General features: G+C 29.2%; 21 protein-coding genes. All 21 read left to right on the forward strand.

Annotation, left to right across the window (positions count from 1 at the left end):
* The first annotated feature begins 5 nt into the window (after positions 1-5).
* The 21 genes from KMP11_RS01080 to rho all read left to right on the forward strand — a co-directional run bounded on the left by KMP11_RS01080 (position 6) and on the right by rho (position 23,205).
* Positions 6-764, forward strand: a complete 759-nt coding sequence (locus tag KMP11_RS01080; protein WP_215756085.1) for a ParA family protein — start codon at positions 6-8, stop codon at positions 762-764.
* Positions 757-1,611 (forward strand): ParB/RepB/Spo0J family partition protein, encoded by an 855-nt coding sequence (locus KMP11_RS01085; protein ID WP_215756084.1) that lies wholly within the window; start codon positions 757-759, stop codon positions 1,609-1,611. Before KMP11_RS01080 ends, KMP11_RS01085 begins: the two co-directional genes overlap by 8 nt.
* A gap of 2 nt (positions 1,612-1,613) precedes the next feature.
* A complete protein-coding gene (locus KMP11_RS01090; RefSeq protein ID WP_215756083.1) occupies positions 1,614-2,468 on the forward strand; it encodes a mechanosensitive ion channel family protein in 855 nt (284 codons plus the stop codon).
* A gap of 12 nt (positions 2,469-2,480) precedes the next feature.
* On the forward strand, positions 2,481-2,666 hold the full coding sequence (locus KMP11_RS01095) for a DUF951 domain-containing protein (protein ID WP_215756082.1): 186 nt from the start codon (positions 2,481-2,483) through the stop codon (positions 2,664-2,666).
* A gap of 246 nt (positions 2,667-2,912) precedes the next feature.
* A complete protein-coding gene (locus KMP11_RS01100; protein ID WP_215756081.1) occupies positions 2,913-3,560 on the forward strand; it encodes an O-methyltransferase in 648 nt (215 codons plus the stop codon).
* Positions 3,561-3,640: 80 nt separating this feature from the next.
* On the forward strand, positions 3,641-4,570 hold the full coding sequence (locus tag KMP11_RS01105) for a peptidase U32 family protein (RefSeq protein WP_215756142.1): 930 nt from the start codon (positions 3,641-3,643) through the stop codon (positions 4,568-4,570).
* A gap of 139 nt (positions 4,571-4,709) precedes the next feature.
* Positions 4,710-5,984: a peptidase U32 family protein gene (locus KMP11_RS01110; RefSeq protein ID WP_215756080.1), complete on the forward strand. Its 1,275-nt coding sequence runs from the start codon at positions 4,710-4,712 to the stop codon at positions 5,982-5,984.
* Between the two features lie 2 nt (positions 5,985-5,986).
* Positions 5,987-6,607 (forward strand): uridine kinase, encoded by a 621-nt coding sequence (gene udk, locus KMP11_RS01115; RefSeq protein ID WP_215756079.1) that lies wholly within the window; start codon positions 5,987-5,989, stop codon positions 6,605-6,607.
* Between the two features lie 56 nt (positions 6,608-6,663).
* Positions 6,664-7,146 carry a transcription elongation factor GreA gene (gene greA / locus KMP11_RS01120; RefSeq protein ID WP_216280167.1) on the forward strand — a complete coding sequence of 161 codons (483 nt, stop codon included), beginning with the start codon at positions 6,664-6,666 and terminating at the stop codon, positions 7,144-7,146.
* Between the two features lie 4 nt (positions 7,147-7,150).
* Entirely contained in the window at positions 7,151-7,834 is a 684-nt protein-coding gene (locus KMP11_RS01125; protein WP_216279962.1) for a 5'-methylthioadenosine/adenosylhomocysteine nucleosidase, read from the forward strand.
* Between the two features lie 304 nt (positions 7,835-8,138).
* Positions 8,139-9,776 (forward strand): arginine--tRNA ligase, encoded by a 1,638-nt coding sequence (gene argS / locus KMP11_RS01130; RefSeq protein WP_305798195.1) that lies wholly within the window; start codon positions 8,139-8,141, stop codon positions 9,774-9,776.
* 13 nt (positions 9,777-9,789) lie between these two features.
* On the forward strand, positions 9,790-10,251 hold the full coding sequence (rpoE, locus tag KMP11_RS01135; protein WP_215756076.1) for a DNA-directed RNA polymerase subunit delta: 462 nt from the start codon (positions 9,790-9,792) through the stop codon (positions 10,249-10,251).
* Positions 10,252-10,315: 64 nt separating this feature from the next.
* Positions 10,316-10,867, forward strand: coding sequence for a histidine phosphatase family protein (locus tag KMP11_RS01140; protein ID WP_215756075.1), 552 nt, complete (start codon positions 10,316-10,318; stop codon positions 10,865-10,867).
* Positions 10,868-11,022: 155 nt separating this feature from the next.
* The gene (locus tag KMP11_RS01145) at positions 11,023-12,717 is read left to right on the forward strand and encodes a proline--tRNA ligase (protein ID WP_215756074.1); all 1,695 of its coding nucleotides are present in this window, start codon (positions 11,023-11,025) and stop codon (positions 12,715-12,717) included.
* A gap of 113 nt (positions 12,718-12,830) precedes the next feature.
* The gene (locus KMP11_RS01150) at positions 12,831-17,171 is read left to right on the forward strand and encodes a PolC-type DNA polymerase III (RefSeq protein ID WP_216279963.1); all 4,341 of its coding nucleotides are present in this window, start codon (positions 12,831-12,833) and stop codon (positions 17,169-17,171) included.
* 308 nt (positions 17,172-17,479) lie between these two features.
* Entirely contained in the window at positions 17,480-18,178 is a 699-nt protein-coding gene (gene pgeF, locus KMP11_RS01155; RefSeq protein WP_215756072.1) for a peptidoglycan editing factor PgeF, read from the forward strand.
* Positions 18,179-18,197: 19 nt separating this feature from the next.
* On the forward strand, positions 18,198-18,728 hold the full coding sequence (locus KMP11_RS01160) for a hypothetical protein (protein WP_252344663.1): 531 nt from the start codon (positions 18,198-18,200) through the stop codon (positions 18,726-18,728).
* A 60-nt stretch (positions 18,729-18,788) separates the two neighbouring features.
* Positions 18,789-19,589 carry a 6-phosphogluconolactonase gene (locus KMP11_RS01165; RefSeq protein WP_215756071.1) on the forward strand — a complete coding sequence of 267 codons (801 nt, stop codon included), beginning with the start codon at positions 18,789-18,791 and terminating at the stop codon, positions 19,587-19,589.
* A complete protein-coding gene (locus KMP11_RS01170; protein WP_252344662.1) occupies positions 19,582-20,943 on the forward strand; it encodes a hypothetical protein in 1,362 nt (453 codons plus the stop codon). The genes KMP11_RS01165 and KMP11_RS01170 overlap by 8 nt, the downstream gene beginning before the upstream one ends.
* A gap of 95 nt (positions 20,944-21,038) precedes the next feature.
* Entirely contained in the window at positions 21,039-21,341 is a 303-nt protein-coding gene (locus KMP11_RS07615) for an EamA family transporter (protein WP_252344661.1), read from the forward strand.
* Between the two features lie 595 nt (positions 21,342-21,936).
* The gene (gene rho, locus KMP11_RS01180; protein WP_215756070.1) at positions 21,937-23,205 is read left to right on the forward strand and encodes a transcription termination factor Rho; all 1,269 of its coding nucleotides are present in this window, start codon (positions 21,937-21,939) and stop codon (positions 23,203-23,205) included.
* Positions 23,206-24,168 lie beyond the last annotated feature (963 nt).

The following is a 24,168-nucleotide window of genomic DNA, read 5'->3' on the forward strand; positions in this document are numbered from 1 at the left end:
AAGGAATGAAAGTATTAGCAGTGTGCAACCAAAAGGGTGGTGTGGGGAAGACAACAACGGCTATAAATTTAGCAGCATCACTTGCAAGTTTAAAGAAGAAAGTATTAATGATAGATACAGACCCCCAAGCCAATGCGACAAGTGGTATCGGTATTGATAAAAATGATGTAGAAAAATCAATTTATAGCGTACTTGTTGATGAAGTAAATATAAATACAGCTATAAAACCTACGTCTTATGACAATCTTGATATAGTTCCATCAAGTATAGAACTAGCTGGTGCAGAAGTAGAACTTGTTTCTGTAATCAGTCGTGAACAAAGAATGAAAAATTCCATATCAGAATTAGAAAGTTCTTATGACTATATAATTATAGACTGTCCTCCATCTTTGGGTCTTATTACACTAAATTCACTGACGGCTGCTGACGGAGTAATAATTCCTGTACAAACAGAATATTACGCCTTAGAAGGATTAAGTCAACTGATGAATACATTTAATATAGTTAGAAAACACCTAAATTCAACATTAGAAATTTTTGGTGTTCTGCTGACAATGACAGATAGCAGAACCAATATTTCTAGTCAGGTATCAGAAGAAGTGCGTAAATATTTTAAAGAAAAAATTTTTGATACCATAATTTCAAGAACGGTAAGACTTAGTGAAGCTCCAAGTTTTGGCGAACCTATTATTGAATATGCAAAGTCTTCTACTGGAGCAAAACAATATCTAGCATTGGCAAAAGAGGTGATTGGTCGTGGCTAAATCAAAAGGATTAGGAAAAGGTCTAGGAGCTATTTTTCAAACGGAAAATGTTGAACAAATAGATGACAACTTTGTAAAAATTGAAGAAATAGATATAGAAAAAATTAAAAAAAATCCTTATCAACCCAGAACAACATTTAATGAAGAAAAAATCACAGAATTAGCAGGATCAATAGAAACAAATGGTCTTTTGCAACCCATAATTTTAAAAAAATCTATTAATGGCTACTATATAGTTGCAGGGGAAAGACGGGTTAAGGCATTTGAAAAATTAGGAAAGAAATCAATTCCAGCCATAGTAAAAAAATTTAGTGACGAAGAGATGATGGTTTTTGGCATTTTAGAAAATTTACAGCGCGAAGACTTATCAGTTTTAGAAGAGGCCTTGAGTTATAAACAATTAATGGATAGTTTAAAAATAACGCAAGAAGAGCTTGCTAAAAAATTAGGTAAGAGTAGACCCTATGTTACTAACACCTTACGTTTACTAAAATTACCCCAGTCTGTAAAAGAAATGCTGGCAAATAATTTAATAACTGCAGGGCATGCAAAGACTCTACTCGGCTTGAAAGTAGAAAAAGAAATTCCTATTCTTGCACAAAAAGTTATTAAAGAAAATATGTCAGTTAGAAATTTAGAAGACTATATAGCTAAAATTAAAAATCCTGCAATTATAAAAAAAACTATCAAAAAAGATATTTTTATTGAAGAACAAGAAAATATTTTGAAAAAATTATTGGGGACGGAAGTTAAGATAAAACAAAGTCGTAATAAAAAAGGTAAGATAGAAATAGAATTTAATGATAATGAAGAATTTGACAGAATAGTGGGATTATTTAGGAACTAAAAATGGAAGTGTTAAAAAATAAATTTTTAAATATAATAACAGATGAAAATTTGTACAAAATTCTTTTAGAGAAAATATTATTAATAATATTAATTGCAGTTATAGCCAGCCTTACAACCAAAATAATTTTAAAAATTTCTGATTACATAATGCTAACAAGTTTAAAAACTAATGAAAAATTTGGCATTAAGGCTAATATAAAACGTACCGATACGTTGCATAAATTAATCAATAACCTAATAAAATATCTGATATACTTTATAGCTTCTATTCAGATACTCTCTGTTTTCGGTATAAACACAACAGGAATTTTAGCAAGTGCTGGGATAGTCAGTGTTGCCATTGGATTTGGAGCTCAAAGTCTTGTTAAAGATGTAATTACAGGATTTTTCTTGATATTAGAAGGTCAGTTTGATGTTGGGGATTATGTAAAAATAAATAATCAATCTGCTTTTATAGCCGAAGGAAGTGTCCTTGCCCTAGGTTTACGTTCAACAAAAATACTCGCTAATAGTGGTGAAATTTATTTTATTCCCAATAGTAGCATTAATCAAGTTATTAATTATTCTCAAACTTATAATCTAGCTACAGCAGAATTTTCTATTTTAATTACAGAAAGTTTAGAAAAATTAGAAATGGAAATAAATAGCTTACTAGATTCATTAAATTCAAGTGATAACTACAATAAATATTTTTACAAAAAAGAAAAAATAATATTGACTGCTATTACAAAAATAGAAGATAATATTGCTAGTATTAAAGTAGGGGTTAAGGTCAAATTAAATAAATCTAGTCTAGTAGAAACAAAACTAAGAAAAGATTTTTATAATAAATTTCAAGGCAGATTGAAAGGTTAATAAGAGGAGCTTATGGATTACGATTTGAATGATATTATCGAAATGAAAAAAAAACATCCTTGCGGAACAAATCGTTGGCAAATTACCAGGATGGGAGCAGATATAAAAATTAAATGCTTAAAGTGTGATAATTCAATAATGATGGTACGCAGAGAATTTAACAAAAAAATAAAAAAAATACTGGAGAAAAATAAGTAAAATAGGATAATTATTTTTAATTATTTTTTAAAAAATTACTTAGGCTATTAAACAAAAAATATATATTAGAAAAATTATGTTTTGATTTTTTGAAACATAATTTTTTTATTAAAATATAATTTTAAAAACTCTAAGTGCAGTGAGATTGCTAGAATATCTTACTGTATTTTTTTGCTTGGATATGTTATTATGTTAAGATAATATTTTTAAATTTTATATGTCTAGTAAAAATTTACAGGAGAAAAAATGGTTGCAATAGAATCTAAAGATAGCCTATATGTAGAAAATCTACTACCAGATAGTGAGAAATTTTTTAAAGAATTAGAAATATTTGCTAAAGAAAATCATGTTCCTATTATTGATAAGATAGGCTTGGCATATTTAGTTCAATTATTAAAAATAAAAAAAGCTAAAAATATTTTAGAAATTGGCACAGCTATTGCTTACAGTTCTATAAATTTATGCGAAAAAGTTGGCTGTAAGGTTACAACTATTGAGCGTGATAAAAAAATGTATGATTTGGCAAGAAAAAATGTGTCTGCAAGAAATCTACTAAATAAAATAAGTTTGATTTATGGCGATGCTTTAGAATTGTCAGAAGAAGTAGTAAAAAATTCTCCTTATGATGTAGTTTTTATTGATGGGGCAAAAAGTCAAAGTAGAAAATTTTTTGAATTATATGAACCATATTTTTCTGAAGATGTGCTAGTAATTACGGATAATGTTTTGTTTAAGGGGATGGTAGCAGACCCCAGCATTATTAAACAGAGTAGAGATTTAAAACAATTATCAAGAAAAATTAATAATTATAATGAGTGGCTAATGAAAAATAAAAATTATGAAACGGTAATTTTACCCTTTGGAGATGGAATAGCTATTACTATTAGAAGTTAGTAGTAAAAATATTTTAACTTAAATCTTATGGTATAATAATTTCATTTTTTTAGTTTTATTTTTTAATTATTGAAAGGTAAATTATGACAGTAGAATTAGTAGTAACACCTAAAAGTATTGACCATATTTACGAATTAATAAATGTTGGAGCAGACGCATTTGTTATTGGTGAAGAAAAATTTGGTCTAAGATTAGCTGGTGAATTTGATAGGGAAGATTTGAAAAGAGCTATTCAAATAATACATCAAGCAGGAAAAAAAGCATACGTCAGTGCAAATGCAATTTTTCATAATAAACATTTAGAAGAACTTGTAGACTATTTAAAATATGTAGATACTTTAAGTCCTGATGCAGTGATATACGGCGAACCAACTATAATAACTATAGTAAGAGAAGAAAAATTAAATTTCAAATTGCAGTGGGATCCCCATACTCTAGCAACAAATTCTTTTTCTTGCAATTATTGGGGCAAGCGAGGAGCATACAGAACTTGTCTATCTAAAGAACTTACAATAGAAGAAATTGAAGAAATAGCTGTCAAGTCAGAATATGAACTTGAAGTGCAAGTCCAAGGAATGTTATGTATGTTTCAGTCTATAAGAAGTTTAGTGGATAATTATTTTCTGTATAGCGACAAGGAAGAATATATAGAAAAATATTCTAACTCTAAAAAACTATTTTTATACAGTAAAGACAGAAATGAACGCTATCCAATTTTTGAAGATTCCAACGGTACCCATATTATGAGTGCCAATGATATTTGTGCGATTGAATATTTGGATAGATTAATTTCATCGGGGGTAACAGCCCTAAAAATTGACGGAATTTTAAAAAGTGAAGACTACATCACAGAAGTAACAACAATTTATCGTGATGCTATTGACTTATACTATGAAGATGAAGAATCTTATCAAGAAGAAAAGAAAGATTTTTACGACGATATTGAAAGAATAAAACCTAAGTATAGAAACATAGATTTAGGATTTTTCAATAAAAAAACTATATATTGATTAATAATTTTAGATTGTTTAATATTTTTTATTAAAAATATTTTAAAATTATAATGCTTTAAGTAAAAAACTTAAATAAAATTTCTAATTTAGAATTTAAAAGGAGGCAGGGTCATACTTGAATATGACTACCTAATTTATGGCAATACCAAAAATTTCAGAAATAATTAATGGAAAAAGAGTAATAACGAGAAAACCAGAATTACTAATGCCAGCAGGTAATTTGGAAAAATTAAAGGTTGCAGTTCACTATGGAGCTGATGCAATTTTTCTTGGTGGTCAAGAATTTGGTCTGCGAAGTAATGCAGATAATTTCACTATCGAAGAAATAAAAGAGGGTTGCGAATTTGCTAAGGGTTACGGAGCAGATATTTATGTAACAGCAAACATTATAGCCCACAATGAAAATTTTGGCGGCTTAGAAGAATTTTTATCAGCCTTGCAAGATGCAGGTGTTAGAGGAATAATAGTAGCTGACCCTTACATAATAGAAACTTGTAGAAGAGTTGCTCCTAATGTAGAAATACATATAAGCACACAGCAATCAATTTCTAATTATAAGGAAGTGCAATACTGGGAAAGTGAAAATGTTCACCGAGTAGTTTTAGCAAGAGAAACTGGTTATGAAGAAATTAAAGAAATTCGTGAAAAAACAAATGTAGAAATAGAAATGTTTGTACATGGTGCTATGTGTATAGCCTACTCGGGCAGATGTACCTTGAGTAATTATATGACGGCTAGAGATAGTAACAGGGGTGGTTGTTGTCAATCGTGTCGCTGGAATTATGACTTGTATGAAGAAGATAAGACAGAAGATACAGCACTTTATACAGAAGGTTCCGACCCTTACGCCATGAGTCCAAAAGATTTAACTCTAATAGAGAGTATACCAGAAATTATAGAATTAGGTATTGATTCTTTAAAGGTAGAGGGGCGTATGAAATCTATACACTATGTTGCAACTGTTGCTAGTGTTTATAGAAAATTAATAGATGATTACTGTGCCGATCCAGATAATTTTGAAATGACACCAGCCTACAAATTAGAATTGTATAAATGTGCTAACAGGGATACAGCTTCATCATTTTTCTACAATATACCAACTTACAAAGAACAAATGTTTGGTAATCAAGGTGGCAAGAAAACAAATTTTGATTTCGTAGGACAGGTTTTACACTATGATGAAAGTAGTGGAATAGCAACTATTCAACAAAGAAATCATTTCAAAACTGGTGATAGGGTAGAATTTTTTGGCCCCGAGATAGAAAGTTTTGAACAGGTTATTGGCGAAATCTATGACGAAGATGGCGACTTGATAGACGCTGCAAGACACCCGCTACAAATTATCAGAACAAAAATTGATAGTAGGGTATTCAAGCAAAATATGATGAGAAAAGAAATTGGAGCAAGATAATTATGAATAAACCTTTAGTTATCGGTATAGTTGGTGGAAGTGGTAGCGGAAAAACTACTGTTACCAAAAGAATTATAGAAGAATTAACCAAAGATAAAGTTGTATTAATTGAACAAGATTATTATTACAAAGACCAAAGTCATATGACCATGGAAGAAAGAATAAAAACTAATTACGACCACCCAGATGCATTTGATAATGAATACTTATGTTCTCAACTTAAAGAATTAATTGCAGGAAAAACTGTTGAAATGCCAAGATATGATTATGTAAATCACACAAGAAGTAAAGAAACAGTTATTCAAGAATCAAAAGAAGTTATTATTTTAGAGGGCTTATTCGGTTTGTATTCAAAGACTATAAGAGAATTTTTAGATATAAAAATTTTTGTAGATACACCCAGTGATATAAGAATATTACGTCGCTTGCTTAGAGATATGAACGAAAGAGGTCGTAGTGTTGAATCTGTAATTAATCAATACTTAACTTCAGTAAGACCTATGCACGAACAATATATACAACCGACTAAACAATATGCAGATATAATAATTCCTGATGGTGGTTATAACGACATAGCAGTAGATATATTAATAACAAAAATTAAATCAATACTAGAAAAATAATATAAAAAAGTGTATACTAAATTTTAGAAAGTATAAAAAGGAGATAATACATGGCAATAGAAGAAAATTTAGAATATCAAATGACACAAGAAGGTTATGACAAGTTAATAGCAGAATTAGAACACTATAAAAAAGTAAAACGGCCAGAAGTTATAGAAAAAATAAAAATTGCACGTAGTTTTGGAGACTTGTCTGAGAACTCTGAGTATGATGCTGCAAAAGACGAACAAGGATTTATAGAGCAAAAAATTCTTGAAATGGAACAAATGATTCGTTATGCAAAAATTATTGAAATTGATACATCATCAAATACAATACGTTTGGGTCATACGGTAACTTATGTAGAAGTACCTAATGGTGAAGAAGAAACTTACAAGATAGTGGGTAGTGCAGAAGCAAATCCTTTTGAATTTAAAATTTCTAATGAATCTCCAGTGGCTCAAGCCTTGTTGGGTAAAGAAGTTGGCGATGTGGTAAAAGTTTCTCTACCTACTGGTCCAGAAGATTCAATCGATATTAAAATTTTGAAAGTTGAGTAATTATATGATAGCTTTAATTGGTGCAATGCCAGAAGAAGTTGCTATTATTAAATCTGAAATAAAAGATTTAAGCATAGAAAAAAAAGCCCATGTAGAATTTTATTTGGGAAAATATTTAGAAAAAGAAATAATACTTATGCTTTCTAAACCGGGTAAAGTAAATGCAGCTATTGCCACTTCTTTATTACTTGATAACTATAATATTGATTATGTTATAAATATTGGTTCTTGTGGTTCTTTGGATAATAAATTAGAAATTGGCGATATGATAGTGGGAACAGAAATATCTTACTTTGATGTTGATGCAAGACATTTCGGTTATAGATTTGGACAAGTACCCCAGATGCCAGCTTCATACAAAAGTGCTACTGACTTAGTAAAAAAAGCTGAAAATATTAGTTTATCAAATAACAATATTCACTTTGGTCTAGTTGGCACATCGGATTCTTTTATTTCTGATGAGAATAGAAAAAAAGAAATTTTAAAATATTTTCCAAAAATGTTGGTTGTAGACATGGAGGCTGCAGCCATAGCCCAAACTTGTTATAACTTTGGCGTGAAGTTTATAATATGTAGAAGTGTTAGCGACAAGGCAGAAGAAGGAAGTAGAATTACCTTTGATGAGTTTTTACAAATTGCAGCTGAAAATTCTTCTAAACTAACTACGGAATTAATAAAACAATTATAGAAAATTCTTGCTTGAAATATTTATTTCAGGCAAGAATTTTTTATTTTTAAACCTAAATATTAAAATTTAAAATTTTATTTTTATTGCTTAATTTAAAAATAAAAATATAAGTTATGAAAGATTAAGATATAAATAAAAAAATTTTAAAATTTATGCTATTTTCTATTGAAAAATTTATTAAATAAAAGTAATATAGCTATGTAATTAAATAATAAATTATGTTATAATTTTTATTTGAAAAGATATAGTAAACTATATAAATTTATTACCCATGCTTTTTATACTAAAATATCAAGGAGAAATGATGAAAGCAAAAATTATTAATTTACTTAAGTCATCTGTTGAAAAAATAGGTGCAGCAGATATTGATATTTATGTAGAAACTCCAAAAAATATAGGTAATGGAGATTTTTCTAGTAATATAGCAATGCAACTTACAAAAATTCTAAGAAAAAATCCTAGAATTATTGCTGAAGAAATAATAAATAATATTGAAGAAAATAGTTTTGTAGAAAAAATTGAAATAGCAGGTCCAGGTTTTATTAATTTTTTTGTAAATAAATCTAATCTTGCTGATATTCTTTCTGAAGTTTTTCAAAAAAATGAAAATTTTGGAGAAAATCAAACAGGAAATAATGAGAAAATTTTATTAGAGTATGTATCAGCCAATCCGACAGGAGATTTACACGTTGGTCATGCTCGTAATGGAGCGGTAGCAGATTCTTTAGCTAGGATTATGAAAAAATCTTCTTATGACGTTACAAGAGAATTTTACGTCAATGATGCTGGTAAGCAAATTAAGAATTTAAGCATGTCAGCTGACGCTAGATACAAACAAGCTCTAGGTCTTGATGTACAAATGCCAGAAGACGCCTATAATGGAAAAGATATTGTAAAATTAGGGCAAGTTTTGGCTAAAGAATATGGAGATAGTCTTTTAAGTAAAAAAGAAGATGAATATCTTAAATTCTTGCGTTCATATTCAGTAAATTATCAGCTAGAAAAATTAAAAAATGATTTGAAAGATTTTAGGGTAGAGTTTGATAATTTTTACAGTGAAACTTCCTTGTACGAAAGTGGCAAGGTAAAAGCAACGCTAGAAAAATTAGAAGAACTAGGGCATCTATATAAATTAGACGGTGCAACTTGGTTAAGAACTACTGAATTATTAACAGGAGATGATAAAGACAGAGTTCTTATAAAAGCAGACGGTGCCTATACATATTTCACACCCGATATTGCCTATCACAAGGATAAATTCGACAGAGGTTTTGAAAAATTAATAAATTTATTTGGGGCCGACCATCACGGCTATGTTCCAAGACTTAAAGCATCTGTAAATGCAACTGGTTATAATTCAAACAATTTAGAAATTTTGATTATGCAACTTGTAAGATTACTTGAAAATGGTCAAGAAGTAAAAATGAGTAAGCGTACAGGTAAATCAATAACCATAAGAGATTTAATTGATGAAGTTGGAGTAGATGCTGCACGTTATTTCTTGGTTATGCGTAGTGCAGATGCCCATCTCGATTTTGATTTTACCTTAGCCAAAGAACAAAGTAGTGATAATCCACTTTACTACGTTCAATATGCCCACGCTCGTATATGTTCAATCTTGCGTCAAGCAGATGAACAAAAAATAGAAGCTAGACAATATAATAAAGAACTTTTAACAGATGATTATTCTGTGGAAATATTAAAAAATCTAGCCTATTTCCCAGAAGTAGTAGCTCAGGCTGCAAAAAGTTATGAACCGCACAGGGTATGTAATTATATGCAAAATCTTGCAGCATCCCTCCACAAGTTTTATGGTAACAAGAAGGTAATTACTGACAACAAAGAACAAACAGCTAGTTATCTTGCCCTAATAAAAGCTGTAAAAATAACAATTAAAAATGCTTTAGAATTAATAGGAGTTAATGCTCCAGAAAAAATGTAATAGGAGAAGAAGAATGACAGAATTAAAAAAAGTAAATAGTTTATCAATCACAGAACAATGCTATCAATATATTGTAGAAAATGATATTAAAAGATTAAACATTTATGACTTTTTTGATTATATCAAACCACAATTAAACTTATCAGAGGAAGAATTTATATCACAAATGTCTTATTTCTATACTGACTTAAATGTTGACGGACGTTTTGTCTGTGTAGAAGATGGTAACTGGATGTTAAAAGAAAAATTATCTTTAGAAGATGTACAAAATTTTACAGAACCGAGTATAAGCACTTACTCATTAGATGAAGAAGATTTCGATTTATCAGAAGAATATGAAGAAGAAATTACTGATGAAGTTGATGAGCTTCTAAAAGATGAGGAAGAAGACGAAGAAGATGAAGACCTATATAATGAATATGGAAGAGATGAAATAGTATCTAAGTTTAGTGTTGATTCGGAAGAAGAATTTTAATTATATTATAGCTACGACATTTCGTGGCTATATTTTTATAGAATAAATTATTAAGGAGCAGGATATGAAAATTTTAATGGTCCGTCATGGAGAAACAGATTATAATAAAAATCATTTGGTACAAGGAAGTACAAACATTCCCCTAAATCAAGAGGGGATAAATCAAGCCATTAAGGCGTCAGAAAAAATAAGAGATTATAAAATAGCAAGGGCCTACAGTAGTCCTTTAGATAGAGCCTATGATACTTGCAGATACATGCTAGATAATTCTAATAATGCTGATATTGAAATAACAAAAGATATTAGAGTGATAGAAAAAAATTATGGAAAATTTGAAGGTGCAACTTATGAAGAGTGGCGTAAAGGACGAGAGAATAATGACCTATCTTCAGTAGAATTAGATACTAACGTTGCCAAAAGAGTAGAAGAATTTTTAAAAGAAAAGTATGTTCTTCATGAAAACGAAACCATTTTAGTAGTCTGTCATGGAGCATGTACTAGAATATTTTTAGAAAGTAAAAATCTAAGACCTAATAAAAATTATATTATTAACACATCACTTAATGAATTAGAATATAACGGTTCTGAATTTAAGCTGTTAAAATATAATGTTTAAGAAAAATTAACTATGAAATATAAAAAATATATTTTATAGTTTTTTTAATGTATAACAAGCTTAAAATTTTTTGAAAATTTTAATAAAAAATATATTTTTTTTATTATTTATGTTATAATCTAGCTATATTTAAATTTAAAAGGTGGTATTTTATTATGAAACAAACGAAAACATTCATTCCAACTACAAGAGAAATACCAGCTAGTGCAGAAGCAATAAGTCATAAATTGTTAATTAAAGCAGGTATGGTTAAGCAGGTCTCAGCTGGCGTTTATACTTATCTGCCCTTAGCTAACAATGTTGTTGAAAAAATTAAAAAAATTATTCGTGAAGAACATGAAGCTATCGACGCAGCAGAAATTGTAATGCCCTTATTACAGGCACAAGAATATTGGCAAAGGTCAGGTCGCTGGAATAAAATGGGCGATGAACTTATGCGTATTACAGATAGAAAAGGTGCAGGCTATGCCATGCAGGCTACTTCTGAAGAAATAGTTTGTCAGACGGTAGAGAATATGCTAACGTCATATAAACAACTACCCCTAACACTTTACCAAATTCAAACAAAATTCCGTGACGAAGTTCGCCCTCGGTTAGGACTATTACGTTGTAAAGAATTTATTATGAAAGATTCATATTCATTTCACGACTCTTCAGAGTCATTGCGTGAAGGTTATATAGATCACTTCAATGCATATTGTAAAATTTATGATAGAATGGATTTAAAATATCGTGCAGTTCAGGCAGATTCAGGTAATATTGGTGGTTCTTACACTCACGAATTTCAAGCCTTGGCTGATGTAGGAGAAGATACAATAGCCTACACTGATGAATCAGATTATGCAGCAAATATCGAAACTGCAAAAGTTGTAGAAGAAAATTACACAATGCCAGTTTATGAGAAAAAAGAACGTTCACTTTTAGAAACTCCAGCCCAAGAAACTATTGATGAAATTGCATCCTATTGTGGTGTAGAAGTTAATCGTGCAATGAAAGCTTTAGCCCTAAAAGCTGACGGAGAACTTTACCTAGTTTTAATGCGAGGTAATGACCAATTAAATGATTTGAAATTTAAAAAAGTAACTGGAACAAGTGAAGTTGAAATGGCAAGCCCAGAAGAAATAGAATCAATGGGGTCAGTAGTGGGATACATGGGACCATTCGGTATTAAAAACTGTAGAGTGATTGCCGACATTGCAGTTAAATATATGTACAATCATAGTTGTGGTGCCAACAAAAAAGGATTCCACTACATCAACGTAAATCCAGGAGATTATGAAGTAGATGGATTTTATGATTTGCGTATGATAGAAGAAGGAGATTTAGCAGAAGACTTATCAGGTAAAGTGAAATTTGCTAAGGGTATAGAGATTGGTCAAGTCTTTGAACTTGGACAAGGATATTCTAAATCAATGGGTATTAACTATTTAGATGCCAAGGGTAAAGCACAACCATTCTATATGGGCTGCTACGGAATAGGAGTATCACGTCTGCTATCTGCAGTCATAGAACAACACAATGACGAGTACGGTATAATTTGGCCAAAAGAAGTAGCACCATATCAAGTTCATTTACTTTGCTTAGACATGAAAAAAGAAGAACAAGTGAAACTATCAGAAAAAATTTATAAAGAACTGAACAATGCAAAAATAGAAGTTTTATTCGATGATAGAAATGAACGTGCTGGAGTGAAATTTAATGACGCCGACCTAATAGGGATACCACTACAAATTATTGTAGGTAAAAAAGCTCAAGAAAATATAGTTGAAATCAAAGAAAGAAAAACGGGCGAAAAAGTCGAGTATTCAACAGATAAAATATTAGAAATCATTAAAGAATTTTACGCATAAAAAATAAAAAAGAGTAGCTAGAAATTAAATTTTCTGGCTACTCTTTTAGTTTTTGTACTAGAAATATGTTATACTAGATAGGATAAAATTATATTGAAAATAGAGGATAAAAAATGACTAATAAACATTTTTCTTTATTACTAAAAACCTTAGACCTTAATCATCTTTTAGAAAAAGAAGATTTTGCAAGTATAATTCTTGAAAATATTTTTAAAGACAAGAAAAATAAAATATGGACTTTTAATTTTGAAGTTAAGAGCTTACCAAACGTAAATGACTTTATAATTTTTATAAAAAAATTTAGAGAAAGTTTTTTTGAAGATTATTCAGTAACCTATAATTTTAAAATTAAAGGGTTTATTTCAGATGAAAAAATTTTAGAATACTGGCCATTTGTTGTCGCAGAAAAATTTGTTGATTTGCAAAATGAAAAAATAGTAGAATTAATTTTATCTAACACTGCAAAAATAGAAAATAAGGAATTAATTATCAAGGTTTTAACTCCGATAATTTGGAATAATTATATAGAAAGTAATGAAGTAGAATTTTTAAAAATCTATAAAAAATTAGGAATAGACCTTATATCTATAAAAGCAAATTTCAAACTGGAAAAAATTATTACTAAAAAAGAAGAAGAAATAAATAATGAACTGGCTAGATTAGAAAAAATAGACCTAGAAAATGAAAAAAAACAAGAAGTTAAAGAAGAAGTCGCTAAAATTAATGTAGCAAAATTTGGTAAAGCTATTTCAGATGAAGAAATACAAGAAATAAAAGATATTATAGGATATAAGGGGTCAGCAAATATTTTTGGTCAAATTTTTGAAATAGAAAAAATAGAATTTAGAAAGGGTGGCGGACAATATCGTATTAAATTGACAGACTATACAGAATCGATAATTATGCGTATTTTTTTCAATGCTGATAATGCAAAATTTAAGACGAGTACAAGAAAAAATGCTCTTATAGAGCTTATTTCCACTTTGAAAGAGGGGCAATGGATAAAATTAGAAGGTAATGTATCTTACGATAATTATTTGAATGATACGGTAATAGAACCTCGAGCTATTGAACTGGCAACTAAAGAAGAAAAAATGGATACTCATGAAGGGAAAAAACGTATCGAATTAAATCTTCATACGAAAATGTCCTCACTAGATGGAGTAGATTTTGCTGGTGATTATATTAAAAGAGCTTTGACTTGGGGGCATGCTGCCATAGCCTTTACCGACACTTACGGAGTTCAGGCTTATCCAGAAATTTGTTTATCAACTAAGGGCAAAGATATAAAAGCTATTTACGGTCTGAATGCCTTTATTATAGATGACGGTATCCGAGCAACAACAAACAAAAAAGATATTCTATTAAAGGATGCAACCTATGTAGTGTTTGACGTTGAAACGACTGGGCTATCTGCTGAACGTGATAAGTTAATAGAAATAGCGGCAGTTAAGGTCAGGGACGGAAAAGAAATTGATAGTTTTGAATCTTATATTAATCCACGCAGAAATATTTCAGAATTTATAACAAGACTAACAAGCATAAGTAATGAAGATGTCAAAGACGCACCTTTTGAAGAAGAGGTAATGACAAATTTTTATAAGTGGTTAGATGATGATGATATTTTAGTTGCTCACAATGCTAAATTTGATTTGGGAATGATAGGGAAATCTTTTGAACGACTGGGTATAATGAAAGATTTACATTATGCAAGTATAGATACCCTATTTATTTCTCGTGCAGTCAATAAAGAAACAAGTCGTCATGGACTTAGCCCTTTGGCAAAATTTTATAAAGTAAAATTGCTTCAACACCACAGAGCCATTTATGACACAAGAACAACATCAGGAATATTTGTTAAAATGTTAAATCAATTAGATGAACTTGGCATAAAAAAACATAGCCAGATAGATACTATTATTGATTTGGAAACTGCCCATAAAAGATCTCGTGCTTTTCCTTGTTCTATCTTAGTAAAAAATTCTCAAGGGCTAAAAGATTTATTTAGATTGGTGTCTTATAGTTCAACACAATTTTTATCTTCAGGGAAACCAACTATTCCCCGTAGTTTACTTGAAAAATATCGCCAAAATCTTTTAATTGGAAGTGGCAATTCTGCCAATGAAGTTTTTGAAGAATTATTAAATTCACGCCAGGATAAAATTATAGAAACCCTTAAATTTTATGATTATATAGAAGTTCAACCCCTGCATCATTACGAAAGATTTATAAATGAAGAACGTTTGGCTGATAAAGAAGAATTAAAAAATGAGATAAAAAGACTAATAAATTTAGCTAAACAGCAAGGCAAAATTGTAGTTGCCACAGGCGATGTTTATTATCTTGATAGTTATCAACAAGTTTATCGCCAAATTCTAAGACTTACGGTTAAAAATAATCCTGCCGCAAGAGATATTATGCCAGTTTCTAATCTATTAACAACTGATGAAATGTTGGCTGAATTTTCATTTTTAAATGATAAAAAATTAATTGAGGATATTGTAATAAATAATACCCATAAAATTAATAATATGATTGATGTAGTTGTTCCCTTAAAAGATAAGTTATACACTCCAAAAATTGAGGGTGCAGAAGATGAAGTAAGAAATATGAGTTATGAAAAAGCTCGAAAAATATATGGGGGCAAGTTGCCAGAAATAGTAGAAAAAAGATTAGAAAAAGAATTAAATTCTATAATTAATAATGGATTTTCAGTTGTATATTTAATTTCTAGTAAATTAGTAAAAAAATCTTTATCCGATGGCTACTTAGTAGGTTCTAGGGGTTCTGTTGGTTCTTCTTTGGTCGCTACCATGATGGATATTACAGAAGTAAATCCCTTAGTACCTCACTATGTTTGCCCTAAATGCCAGCACAGCGAATTTTTCTTAAAGGGTGAATACGCATCTGGTTTTGACTTGCCGAATAAAAATTGTCCTCACTGTCAAACTAAGATGAAAAAAGATGGACAAGATATCCCCTTTGAAACTTTTTTAGGATTTAAAGGAGATAAGGTACCCGATATTGATTTGAATTTTTCAGGAGAGTATCAACCGACGGCACATAATTTTACAAAAGAAATTTTTGGAGAAGATTATGTTTATCGAGCAGGAACCATATCAACAGTTGCAAAAAAAACAGCCTATTCATTTACAAGAGAATATTTTGAGAAAAATGATATAGAAAAACGCGATGTCGATTTAGAAAGAATAGCTACTGGTTGTGAAGGAGTTAAGCGAACTACAGGGCAACATCCAGGAGGAATTTTGGTTGTGCCAAATGATATGGAAATTTTTGATTTTACTCCATATCAATATCCAGCAGATGATGCAAACAGTGCTTGGCTTACGACACATTTTGATTTTCACTCTATTCATGACAACATATTAAAATTTGATATTTTAGGTCATGATGACCCGACCATGATTAGAAAATTACAAGACCTATCAGGAATTACTCCTACTGAAATTGATGTTTCTGATAAAGAAGTTATGAAGATTTTTTCTTCTCCTGATGTTTTAGGTGTTACAAGTAAAGATTTAGGTTGTGCAACAGGAACTTTAGGTATTCCAGAATTTGGAACAGGTTTTGTAATTCAAATGCTTCAAGATACCAAACCAACAACTTATTCAGAATTGGTACAAATTTCAGGGTTATCGCATGGTACAGATGTTTGGTTGGGGAATGCCCACGAACTTATAAAAAAAGAAATTTGTACTTTAAAAGAAGTTATAGGTTGTCGGGATGACATTATGGTTTACTTAATTTATGCAGGATTAGAAGAAAGTTTAGCATTTACAATTATGGAAAGTGTTCGTAAGGGCAGAGGTCTAAAAGAAGAATGGGAAGAAGCTATGCGTGCCAATAATGTTCCTGAATGGTATATAAATTCTTGCAAAAAAATTAAATACATGTTCCCTAAGGCTCACGCCGCAGCCTATGTACTAATGGCACTTAGAATTGCCTGGTTTAAAGTCTACCACCCAATAATTTATTACTGTGCATATTTCTCAGTAAGAGCAAATGATTATGACATAAAAACAGTAGTTAAGGGTAAAGAATTTTTAGCTAAAAGAATAAAAGAAATAAAAGAAACAGATAAAAGTCAAGTTTCTGGTAAAGATTTGGATTCTTTAGTAAGTTATGAACTAGCTTATGAAATGTTGCAACGTGGTTATAAATTTGCAGGAATAAATTTAGAAAAATCTCAAAGTTTTGACTATGTAATAGAAGGTGATACACTGATACCTCCATTTTCAATAGTTCCTTCACTCGGTAAAAGTGTCGCCCTAAGAATTGTTCAAGCTAGAGAAGAAAAAGCCTTTTTATCCGTGGAAGATTTTTCTAAAAGGGGCGGAGTTTCTACAACTATAATGGAATATTTAAAAGACTTAGGAACTTTTAAAGGACTACCAGAAAAAGCACAATTATCATTCTTCGATGAATTATTTTAAAAATATCAAATAAATTAAATGCTAGATAATATTTAGTGGGATAAAAATTCTCACTAAATATTTTTTTGTAAATTATTTACAATTTTAGTTAGAAAAGATAAAATATTTTTTATCAAGTCAAGTCTATAAATAAAATATTTTGCAAGTAAAATTTTTCAGTAGCTTAGTATGTATTTTTTATATAAATATTAAATTTAAATTTTTAAAATAATATTTTATTTATTTTTTCTCAAGAATTACAATTAATTTTACTTTTATCTTAGGAATAGTTTATAATATAGTTAATATTCAAATAAACAGAGGATTTTATGAGAGAAGAAAAATATTTGTATTTGTATGAAGATGAGAGGGTAAAATTTGCTTTTACAAAAAGAGAAGTTGACGGAAAAAATATTGAAGATATAAAAAAAGTTTTGAGTAAGTATAGTTTTAATGTTGATAAATTATCTTATGCTAAACAGGTTCATGGTTCTAAAGTAGAGTTGGTAAATTCAAATATTATTAATTTTTCAACAGAGTGCGATGCCCTAATAACTGACAAAGTAAATACCCCTTTACTAATTTTCACAGCAGATTGCCTGCCACTTATATTTTATGACAAAACAAAAAAAGTTGTTGCCCTAGCCCATGCAGGTTGGAGGGGAACTTATGACAAAATAGCTTCTCAAGTAGTTAGCAAAATGAAAAATATTTACACATCTTCTGAAAAAGATATTCAAGTCTTTCTTGCCCCACATATCAGTATTAATAATTATCAAGTATCACTTGAACTTATAGAAAAATTTTCTAAATTTAATATCAAGAACTACTATAAAAGAATAGAAAATTCTTATTTTTTAGATTTAGAAACTATTAATAAATATTTTTTAATTAAAGCTGGTATTTTGGAAAAAAATATTTCTTCAAGTGGTTTTTGTACTGTTGCAGATAATGATAAATTTTTATCTTATAGAAAAGACAAGGGAACAGAAAAAAGAATAGCCACAGTAATCGAGTTGAAAAAATAAGAAACTAGGAGGCAAAATAATGGACGATATAAAAATAGTTGAGCAAATAAGCAGTTTTAAAAAAATTCCTCTGGGTTCTGATGCTTGGCGATTGGCATTTTATCATATAGCAAGAGAATTTTGGAATATGGGGGAACATTTTATAGTGCTTGATAAGGCAAGTTACGAACAAAATGGCTATCACCTACCATTAATAAGAGAATACAAGGGAAGTGTAGCAGTTCAATTTTTTACCAACTATGAAAAAGCTAGAATTTTTGTTGAAGATAACAAGGATTTATTTGAAGTGGCTGGGAAAAAATTAATTTATAAGATAAAACAGGGGGCATTTCAGCAAGTTTTTGCACCCTTTTTTGCCCAACAAAAATTTAATTACATAATCAATGCTCCAGAAGAACATTTTTTGGATACTTTTGAAAGATTAATAGGGCTTATGGAAGCTGATAGTGATTATATAGTTGATGAATTTCAAAAAAGTTTATTGGACGAAGGTAATTATAAAGAATTTTTTGTGGATATTTGTAAAAAATATTTAGTTTTTGTAGGTTAGCTACTAGGGCTAAAAAATATGATATAATTAAGTGTAAAATAAAATAAATGGAGAAAAAAATTGAAATATATAGTATGTAATAGTGAGCAAGCTGTTTTTAATCGAGTTTATGACGAATTAGAAAAATTTATAGAAGCCGGTGCAGTTTTTTCTTTTTCTGAAAAAATATTGGGTAGTCAGTTTGAAAAAAGAATAGTAGATGAACATATTAACGGTAAATACAACTACAATCATGTTATTTTTATCGGTCAAAAAGAATTTCTTAATATGGACAAGGAAGAAGATTTTGGTCTGTATAGACTTATGAGAAAAAATCTTTACAAGCCTCTTGAAGTGGACTATAAAAATATATTTTCACCTGAATACCAAAAAGAAGAAGATATATATTTATACAAGGAGATACTCAAAGAAAATCCTATTGATGTAGCAATTTTATTTATAGACAAGGCAGGCTATATTTTAAATTATAACAGGGTAACAGAAGAAAATAGTGATGTGCATATTTACGAATTATCATCTTATGAAAAAAATAATTTAATAGAAAAATATGGTTTCAAGCTAAATAGTGATAAGGTAGTAGCTATGGGTTATGACAATATCATGTCAGCAAGAAATATATTTTTAATAGCCATAGGCAGTGATAAAAAAGAATATGTTGCTAATATCTTTGAAGAAAATGAAGATAAAAGCCCAATCTCTTTATTAAAAAATCACAAAAATTTAACTATCTTTGTGGATAAGGACGCGGGTTATAAGTCAGAAGAGGAAGTGAATAAGCTAATCAAAGAAAAACAACGCAAGAAAAAAGAATTAGTAGAACAAATGAAAGTAGAGAAGTACATAGCTAAGGAAGATGAATAATATTAATGACTATAAACATATAATTGATTACGATTTTAGCAAGCTTGACCTAAAAGATACAGTAGCAGTTAGTTTTAAAATAAAAAATAATATAACAGCCTACGACTTTCTAACCATATTTTACGAAAAAAAGGGAAAAAGATTTGCCATTAAAAGACCCAATGCCAAGGATATGATTATAGGAATAGGGCATGAATATACTTGGAATTTTGATTCTAATGATTTTCTAACCAATTATAAAAATGATACCATAACATCAGATTTTGAAAATCTAATGTCCCAAACAAGCAAAATAAATATTGATGATTTTTCAAACGATTATTTTGGCATGTATGGTGGTGTTTCTGCTGGTAATAATAAAAAATCACAAGAGTGGATAGATTTTAGCGACACTATTTTTGTGATACCCAGCATACTAGCAGTTTTTAAGGATGAAGAAATTTTATTTACACTATTTTTTAAAAACAAAAAAGATGTAGATTTTTCTAAACAATGGCAAGATAGAATAGTATTTTTAAGAAAAATTGCAAATAAAGAATTTATACCCTTGAGATTAATCCAGCCAAAATCAGTAAGAGAAATATATCCAGAAGTTTGGCAAGATAACATAAAAGAAGCCTTAGAACAAATAGAAAATAATATTTTTAAAAGAATAGCCCTGTCAAGAAAGAATCAAATAGTCTTAGATGAAGAAATTTCTTTGGCAAAAATTGTAAAATATTTTACCAAGAAAAAACTTTATTTCATAGCCTTTGAATCTAAGAAAAGTTCCTTTATCACCAGTAATCCTTTGCTATCCTTATCAACCTCACAAGAGGAATTAAAGGCTTATTTATACTTGCAAAAAGAAAACTTATTTAATGGTCGTCGTTCCATAGATTTTGATGAAGAAGATATAGAAAAAAATTACAAAAAAGAACTAGAAGAAAAAACTGGTTACACTTTTGAAATTTTTAAGGATAAAATATTAACCGGCAAGGCCTTGGATATTTATTCTGTATGCAGAACAAAAGGAAATAAGCCCCTAAAAGACATAAAATTACTGAGTTTACTCTATCCAATATCAATAATAAAGGGTTATCCCAAAGAAGAAACAGAAAAATTTTTAAAAGAAAGAGAAAATATAGGTTACGGTTTTTGGTACTCCCCATTTGGTTTTATAAATCATAATTTAGAAGCTAATTTTTATACTTGTGGCAATATGATTGTGTCCTTCAAAAAAATCATTACCATATTCACAACAATTTTAGTAAATGACTTAATGACCTATGAAGATATTATCGAAAATAGTGATGACTTGGTAGCCAAAAATTTAAAATTATTTGATAATAAAGACTTAGAAGGTAATGACTAGAAAATGAAAAAATTTTAAGTGATTATAGAAAAGGAATTATTTATGCTCTTTTAGGTGCAAGTTTTTAGGGACTATCTGGAGTTTTAGGAGAATACTTGCTCAATGTTTCTAAACTTAATTCAACTTGGACAATAAGCAATCGCATATTTTATTCGGGCTTTATATGTTACTTATTCTCTACACCAAAGAAAATAAAGAAAATTTTTAGTCCCTTTGCCAACAAAAAAGATGTAATAAAATTAATAAATTTTGCTTTTTTAGGTCTGCTTATTTGTCAAGGAATTTATTTTTTATCAATAAAATATACTAACTCATCAATAGCCACTATCCTGCAATATTTAGGACCTACAATGATTATGTTCTATTATTGCATCGCTAAAAAAGATTGCCAGTTTTGAATGAACTGCTTGCTATCTTTTTATCGTTTTTTGGTACTTTATAGCAACTCACCTAAATTTTTATAATATTATAATATCTCCTTGGGGGCTGTTTTGGGGAATATTTTCTGCACTCGGCTTGGCATCTTATAATATTTTATCAATAGACCTAATAAAAAATACGGTTCTATCTTAACAGTAGCTTGGGGATTTTTTATTGCTGGTCTTGTTATTCAAATAGCAACTGGCAGTTTTTATATTCCAGCAGGATTTAATCTTATTGATTTTTTGCCATGTTCGGAGTTATAGTTTTTGGTAAGATACTATTATTTTCAATATACCTAGAAGTTGTTCAACTTATTGGAGCAGTTAGAGGAAGCATAGTTAGTTGCTTTGAAGCCATAGTTGCTATTATTTTTTTCTTTTATCCTCTTAGGAAGAAAAAAATTTTTTTTATGACATATTAGGAATAGTAATTATTTTATCATCGGTACTCATACTTAACAAAAAATAGTTTACTTGCAATAATATTATAAAATTAATAAAATATAGATAGCGATGAGAATATTAGTATTTGCTAATATTCTTTTTTTATAAAAATTTTAAGGAGAAAAAAATGGACTATAAAAGTTTTGATGACTTATACAAGACTATGACAACAAAAGAATTGACCCTACTTGCCAAAGATTTGAAAGTAGAACGTTATTCAACATTAAATAAAAAAGAGTTGGTGCTTGCCATATTAGAAAAACAAATGGAAAAAGACGGCAACTACTACTTAACAGGCGCTTTAGATGATATTCACCAGGAACAAGGTTTTGGATTTTTACGAACGGTAAATTACAATAAGGGCGAAGTTGATATTTATATTTCTTCATCACAGATTAGACGCTTTGAATTAAAAAAAGGCGATGAAGTTACTGGTAAAGTTCGTAAGCCCAAAGAAAATGAACGCTACTACGGTCTTCTTCAAGTTGATTTTATAAATGGTGTAAATGCTGAAGAAATAAAATCACGTCCCCATTTTCAAGCCCTTACTCCTATCTACCCCAATCAAAAAATAAAATTAGAAACAACAAAAGAAAAATTATCTACTAGATTTATAGACTTGGTAAGCCCTATTGGATTTGGACAACGTGGCTTAATAGTTGCACCACCAAAAGTTGGAAAAACCACATTAATAAAAGAAATTGCCAACGCAATTCGTAAAAATTATCCCGATAAAAAATTAATTATTTTACTTATTGATGAAAGACCTGAAGAAGTAACAGACATGGAAGGTTCTGTTCAAGGGGCTGAGGTTGTAAGTTCTACCTTTGATGAAAAACCAGAAAATCATGTCAGAGTTGCAGAATTAGTGATTGAACACGCCAAAAGACGAGTTGAACTTGGGCAAGATGTGATAATATTAATGGACAGTATAACAAGACTAGCAAGAGCCTATAACATAGTTTCGCCAAGCAGTGGCAAGGTACTTTCTGGAGGAGTTGACCCCTATAGCTTGCACAAACCAAAATCATTTTTTGGCGCAGCCCGTAATGTAGAAGGTGGCGGAAGTCTAACAATTATAGCGACGGCTTTAGTAGATACTGGTTCTCGTATGGACGATTTAATATTTGAAGAATTTAAGGGGACAGGAAATATGGAATTAGTCCTTTCTCCAGACTTGGCAAGAAAAAGAATTTATCCAGCCATTGATTTTGCAAAAAGTTCAACAAGAAAAGAAGAATTACTACTAACAGAAGATGAAATTGCAGTAATTAACCAAACAAGATTAAAACTAGCAGACGTTTCAGAACCAGCTATAGCAGTCCTTAATCATCTAAAAAAACATGATACTAATAAAGAATATGTTGAAGAAATGTTAAAATTTATTAATAAATAAAATATTTATAACTATATAAAGTTAATTTATTATAAAAATATTCAAAAAAATTTTACTAATTATTAAATCCTATATAAATAAAATTTATGGAAGAAATATTACGGAAATAAGAATAGCAAATATTGATGAAGTACTAGAAATAAGTAAAATTCATGCTAGAGAATGGAGTAATACATATAAATACTTAATTCCTAAAGACAAGCTGGCTAATATAAGTGGGGATATGTGCTTGAAGCTAATAAAAATATTATAAAAAATAAAAAAGCGAATATTTATGTGGCGCAAGTAGGAGATATAGTTTTGGAAAATATAGGCTAAATGAAAATGATGGAGAAATTTATGTTATATATTCTTAAAGAATATCAAAATAGGGATATAGGACATCAGCTATTTCAAAAGCCTTAAATATATTGCTAAAAGATTATAAGAAAACTAAAGTCTTAATTTTATCTCAAAACCATAAAGCTAGAAAATTTTATGAAAAATTTGAATTAGTAGGAGCTAAAAAAATTAATTTTTTGAAATTGAATTAGATTCTTGTGTGTATGAATATAATTTAAAAAATAAATAATTAAAATATTTAATCAGTATTACAGAAAATAAGCAAAATTAAATATACTTTAAATTTAGAAATAATAAGAAAATATTTATAGGTATAAAATAAAAATGAAAAAAATAAAAAAATTTTAAAAGTCTATTTTAGCTTTATATTCTTATTACTAGGCTTAACTATTTCATTTTATTTATGGGCAAAAACTTATAATACAAATCTAGAATTTAAACCCGTAAAATCAAGGGTAAAAAAGTAGAGGGAATTTATTATAAAAAATAGGGGGAACTACCGAATATAAGATCACAGTTTCGTTTGAAGATAAAAAATATGAACTACAAAATGTAATTATGGATTATCATATAGAAATAGTAATATTATTGACGTATTTTTAGCTAAGGCTATGCTATATG

Origin of the sequence: Gemella sp. zg-570 (genome assembly GCF_018866345.1) — a bacterium.
Lineage (GTDB): Bacteria > Bacillota > Bacilli > Staphylococcales > Gemellaceae > Gemelliphila.

Excerpts from the sequence above, each read along its gene's own strand:
- KMP11_RS01080 (WP_215756085.1), top strand. The coding sequence starts at position 6 with ATGAAAGTATTAGCAGTGTGCAACCAAAAGGGTGGTGTGGGGAAGACA.
- KMP11_RS01090 (WP_215756083.1), top strand. The coding sequence starts at position 1,614 with ATGGAAGTGTTAAAAAATAAATTTTTAAATATAATAACAGATGAAAAT.
- KMP11_RS01095 (WP_215756082.1), top strand. The coding sequence starts at position 2,481 with ATGGATTACGATTTGAATGATATTATCGAAATGAAAAAAAAACATCCT.
- KMP11_RS01100 (WP_215756081.1), top strand. The coding sequence starts at position 2,913 with ATGGTTGCAATAGAATCTAAAGATAGCCTATATGTAGAAAATCTACTA.
- KMP11_RS01110 (WP_215756080.1), top strand. The coding sequence starts at position 4,710 with ATGGCAATACCAAAAATTTCAGAAATAATTAATGGAAAAAGAGTAATA.
- udk (WP_215756079.1), top strand. The coding sequence starts at position 5,987 with ATGAATAAACCTTTAGTTATCGGTATAGTTGGTGGAAGTGGTAGCGGA.
- KMP11_RS01125 (WP_216279962.1), top strand. The coding sequence starts at position 7,151 with ATGATAGCTTTAATTGGTGCAATGCCAGAAGAAGTTGCTATTATTAAA.
- argS (WP_305798195.1), top strand. The coding sequence starts at position 8,139 with ATGAAAGCAAAAATTATTAATTTACTTAAGTCATCTGTTGAAAAAATA.
- rpoE (WP_215756076.1), top strand. The coding sequence starts at position 9,790 with ATGACAGAATTAAAAAAAGTAAATAGTTTATCAATCACAGAACAATGC.
- KMP11_RS01140 (WP_215756075.1), top strand. The coding sequence starts at position 10,316 with ATGAAAATTTTAATGGTCCGTCATGGAGAAACAGATTATAATAAAAAT.
- KMP11_RS01145 (WP_215756074.1), top strand. The coding sequence starts at position 11,023 with ATGAAACAAACGAAAACATTCATTCCAACTACAAGAGAAATACCAGCT.
- KMP11_RS01150 (WP_216279963.1), top strand. The coding sequence starts at position 12,831 with ATGACTAATAAACATTTTTCTTTATTACTAAAAACCTTAGACCTTAAT.
- pgeF (WP_215756072.1), top strand. The coding sequence starts at position 17,480 with ATGAGAGAAGAAAAATATTTGTATTTGTATGAAGATGAGAGGGTAAAA.
- KMP11_RS01160 (WP_252344663.1), top strand. The coding sequence starts at position 18,198 with ATGGACGATATAAAAATAGTTGAGCAAATAAGCAGTTTTAAAAAAATT.
- KMP11_RS01170 (WP_252344662.1), top strand. The coding sequence starts at position 19,582 with ATGAATAATATTAATGACTATAAACATATAATTGATTACGATTTTAGC.
- rho (WP_215756070.1), top strand. The coding sequence starts at position 21,937 with ATGGACTATAAAAGTTTTGATGACTTATACAAGACTATGACAACAAAA.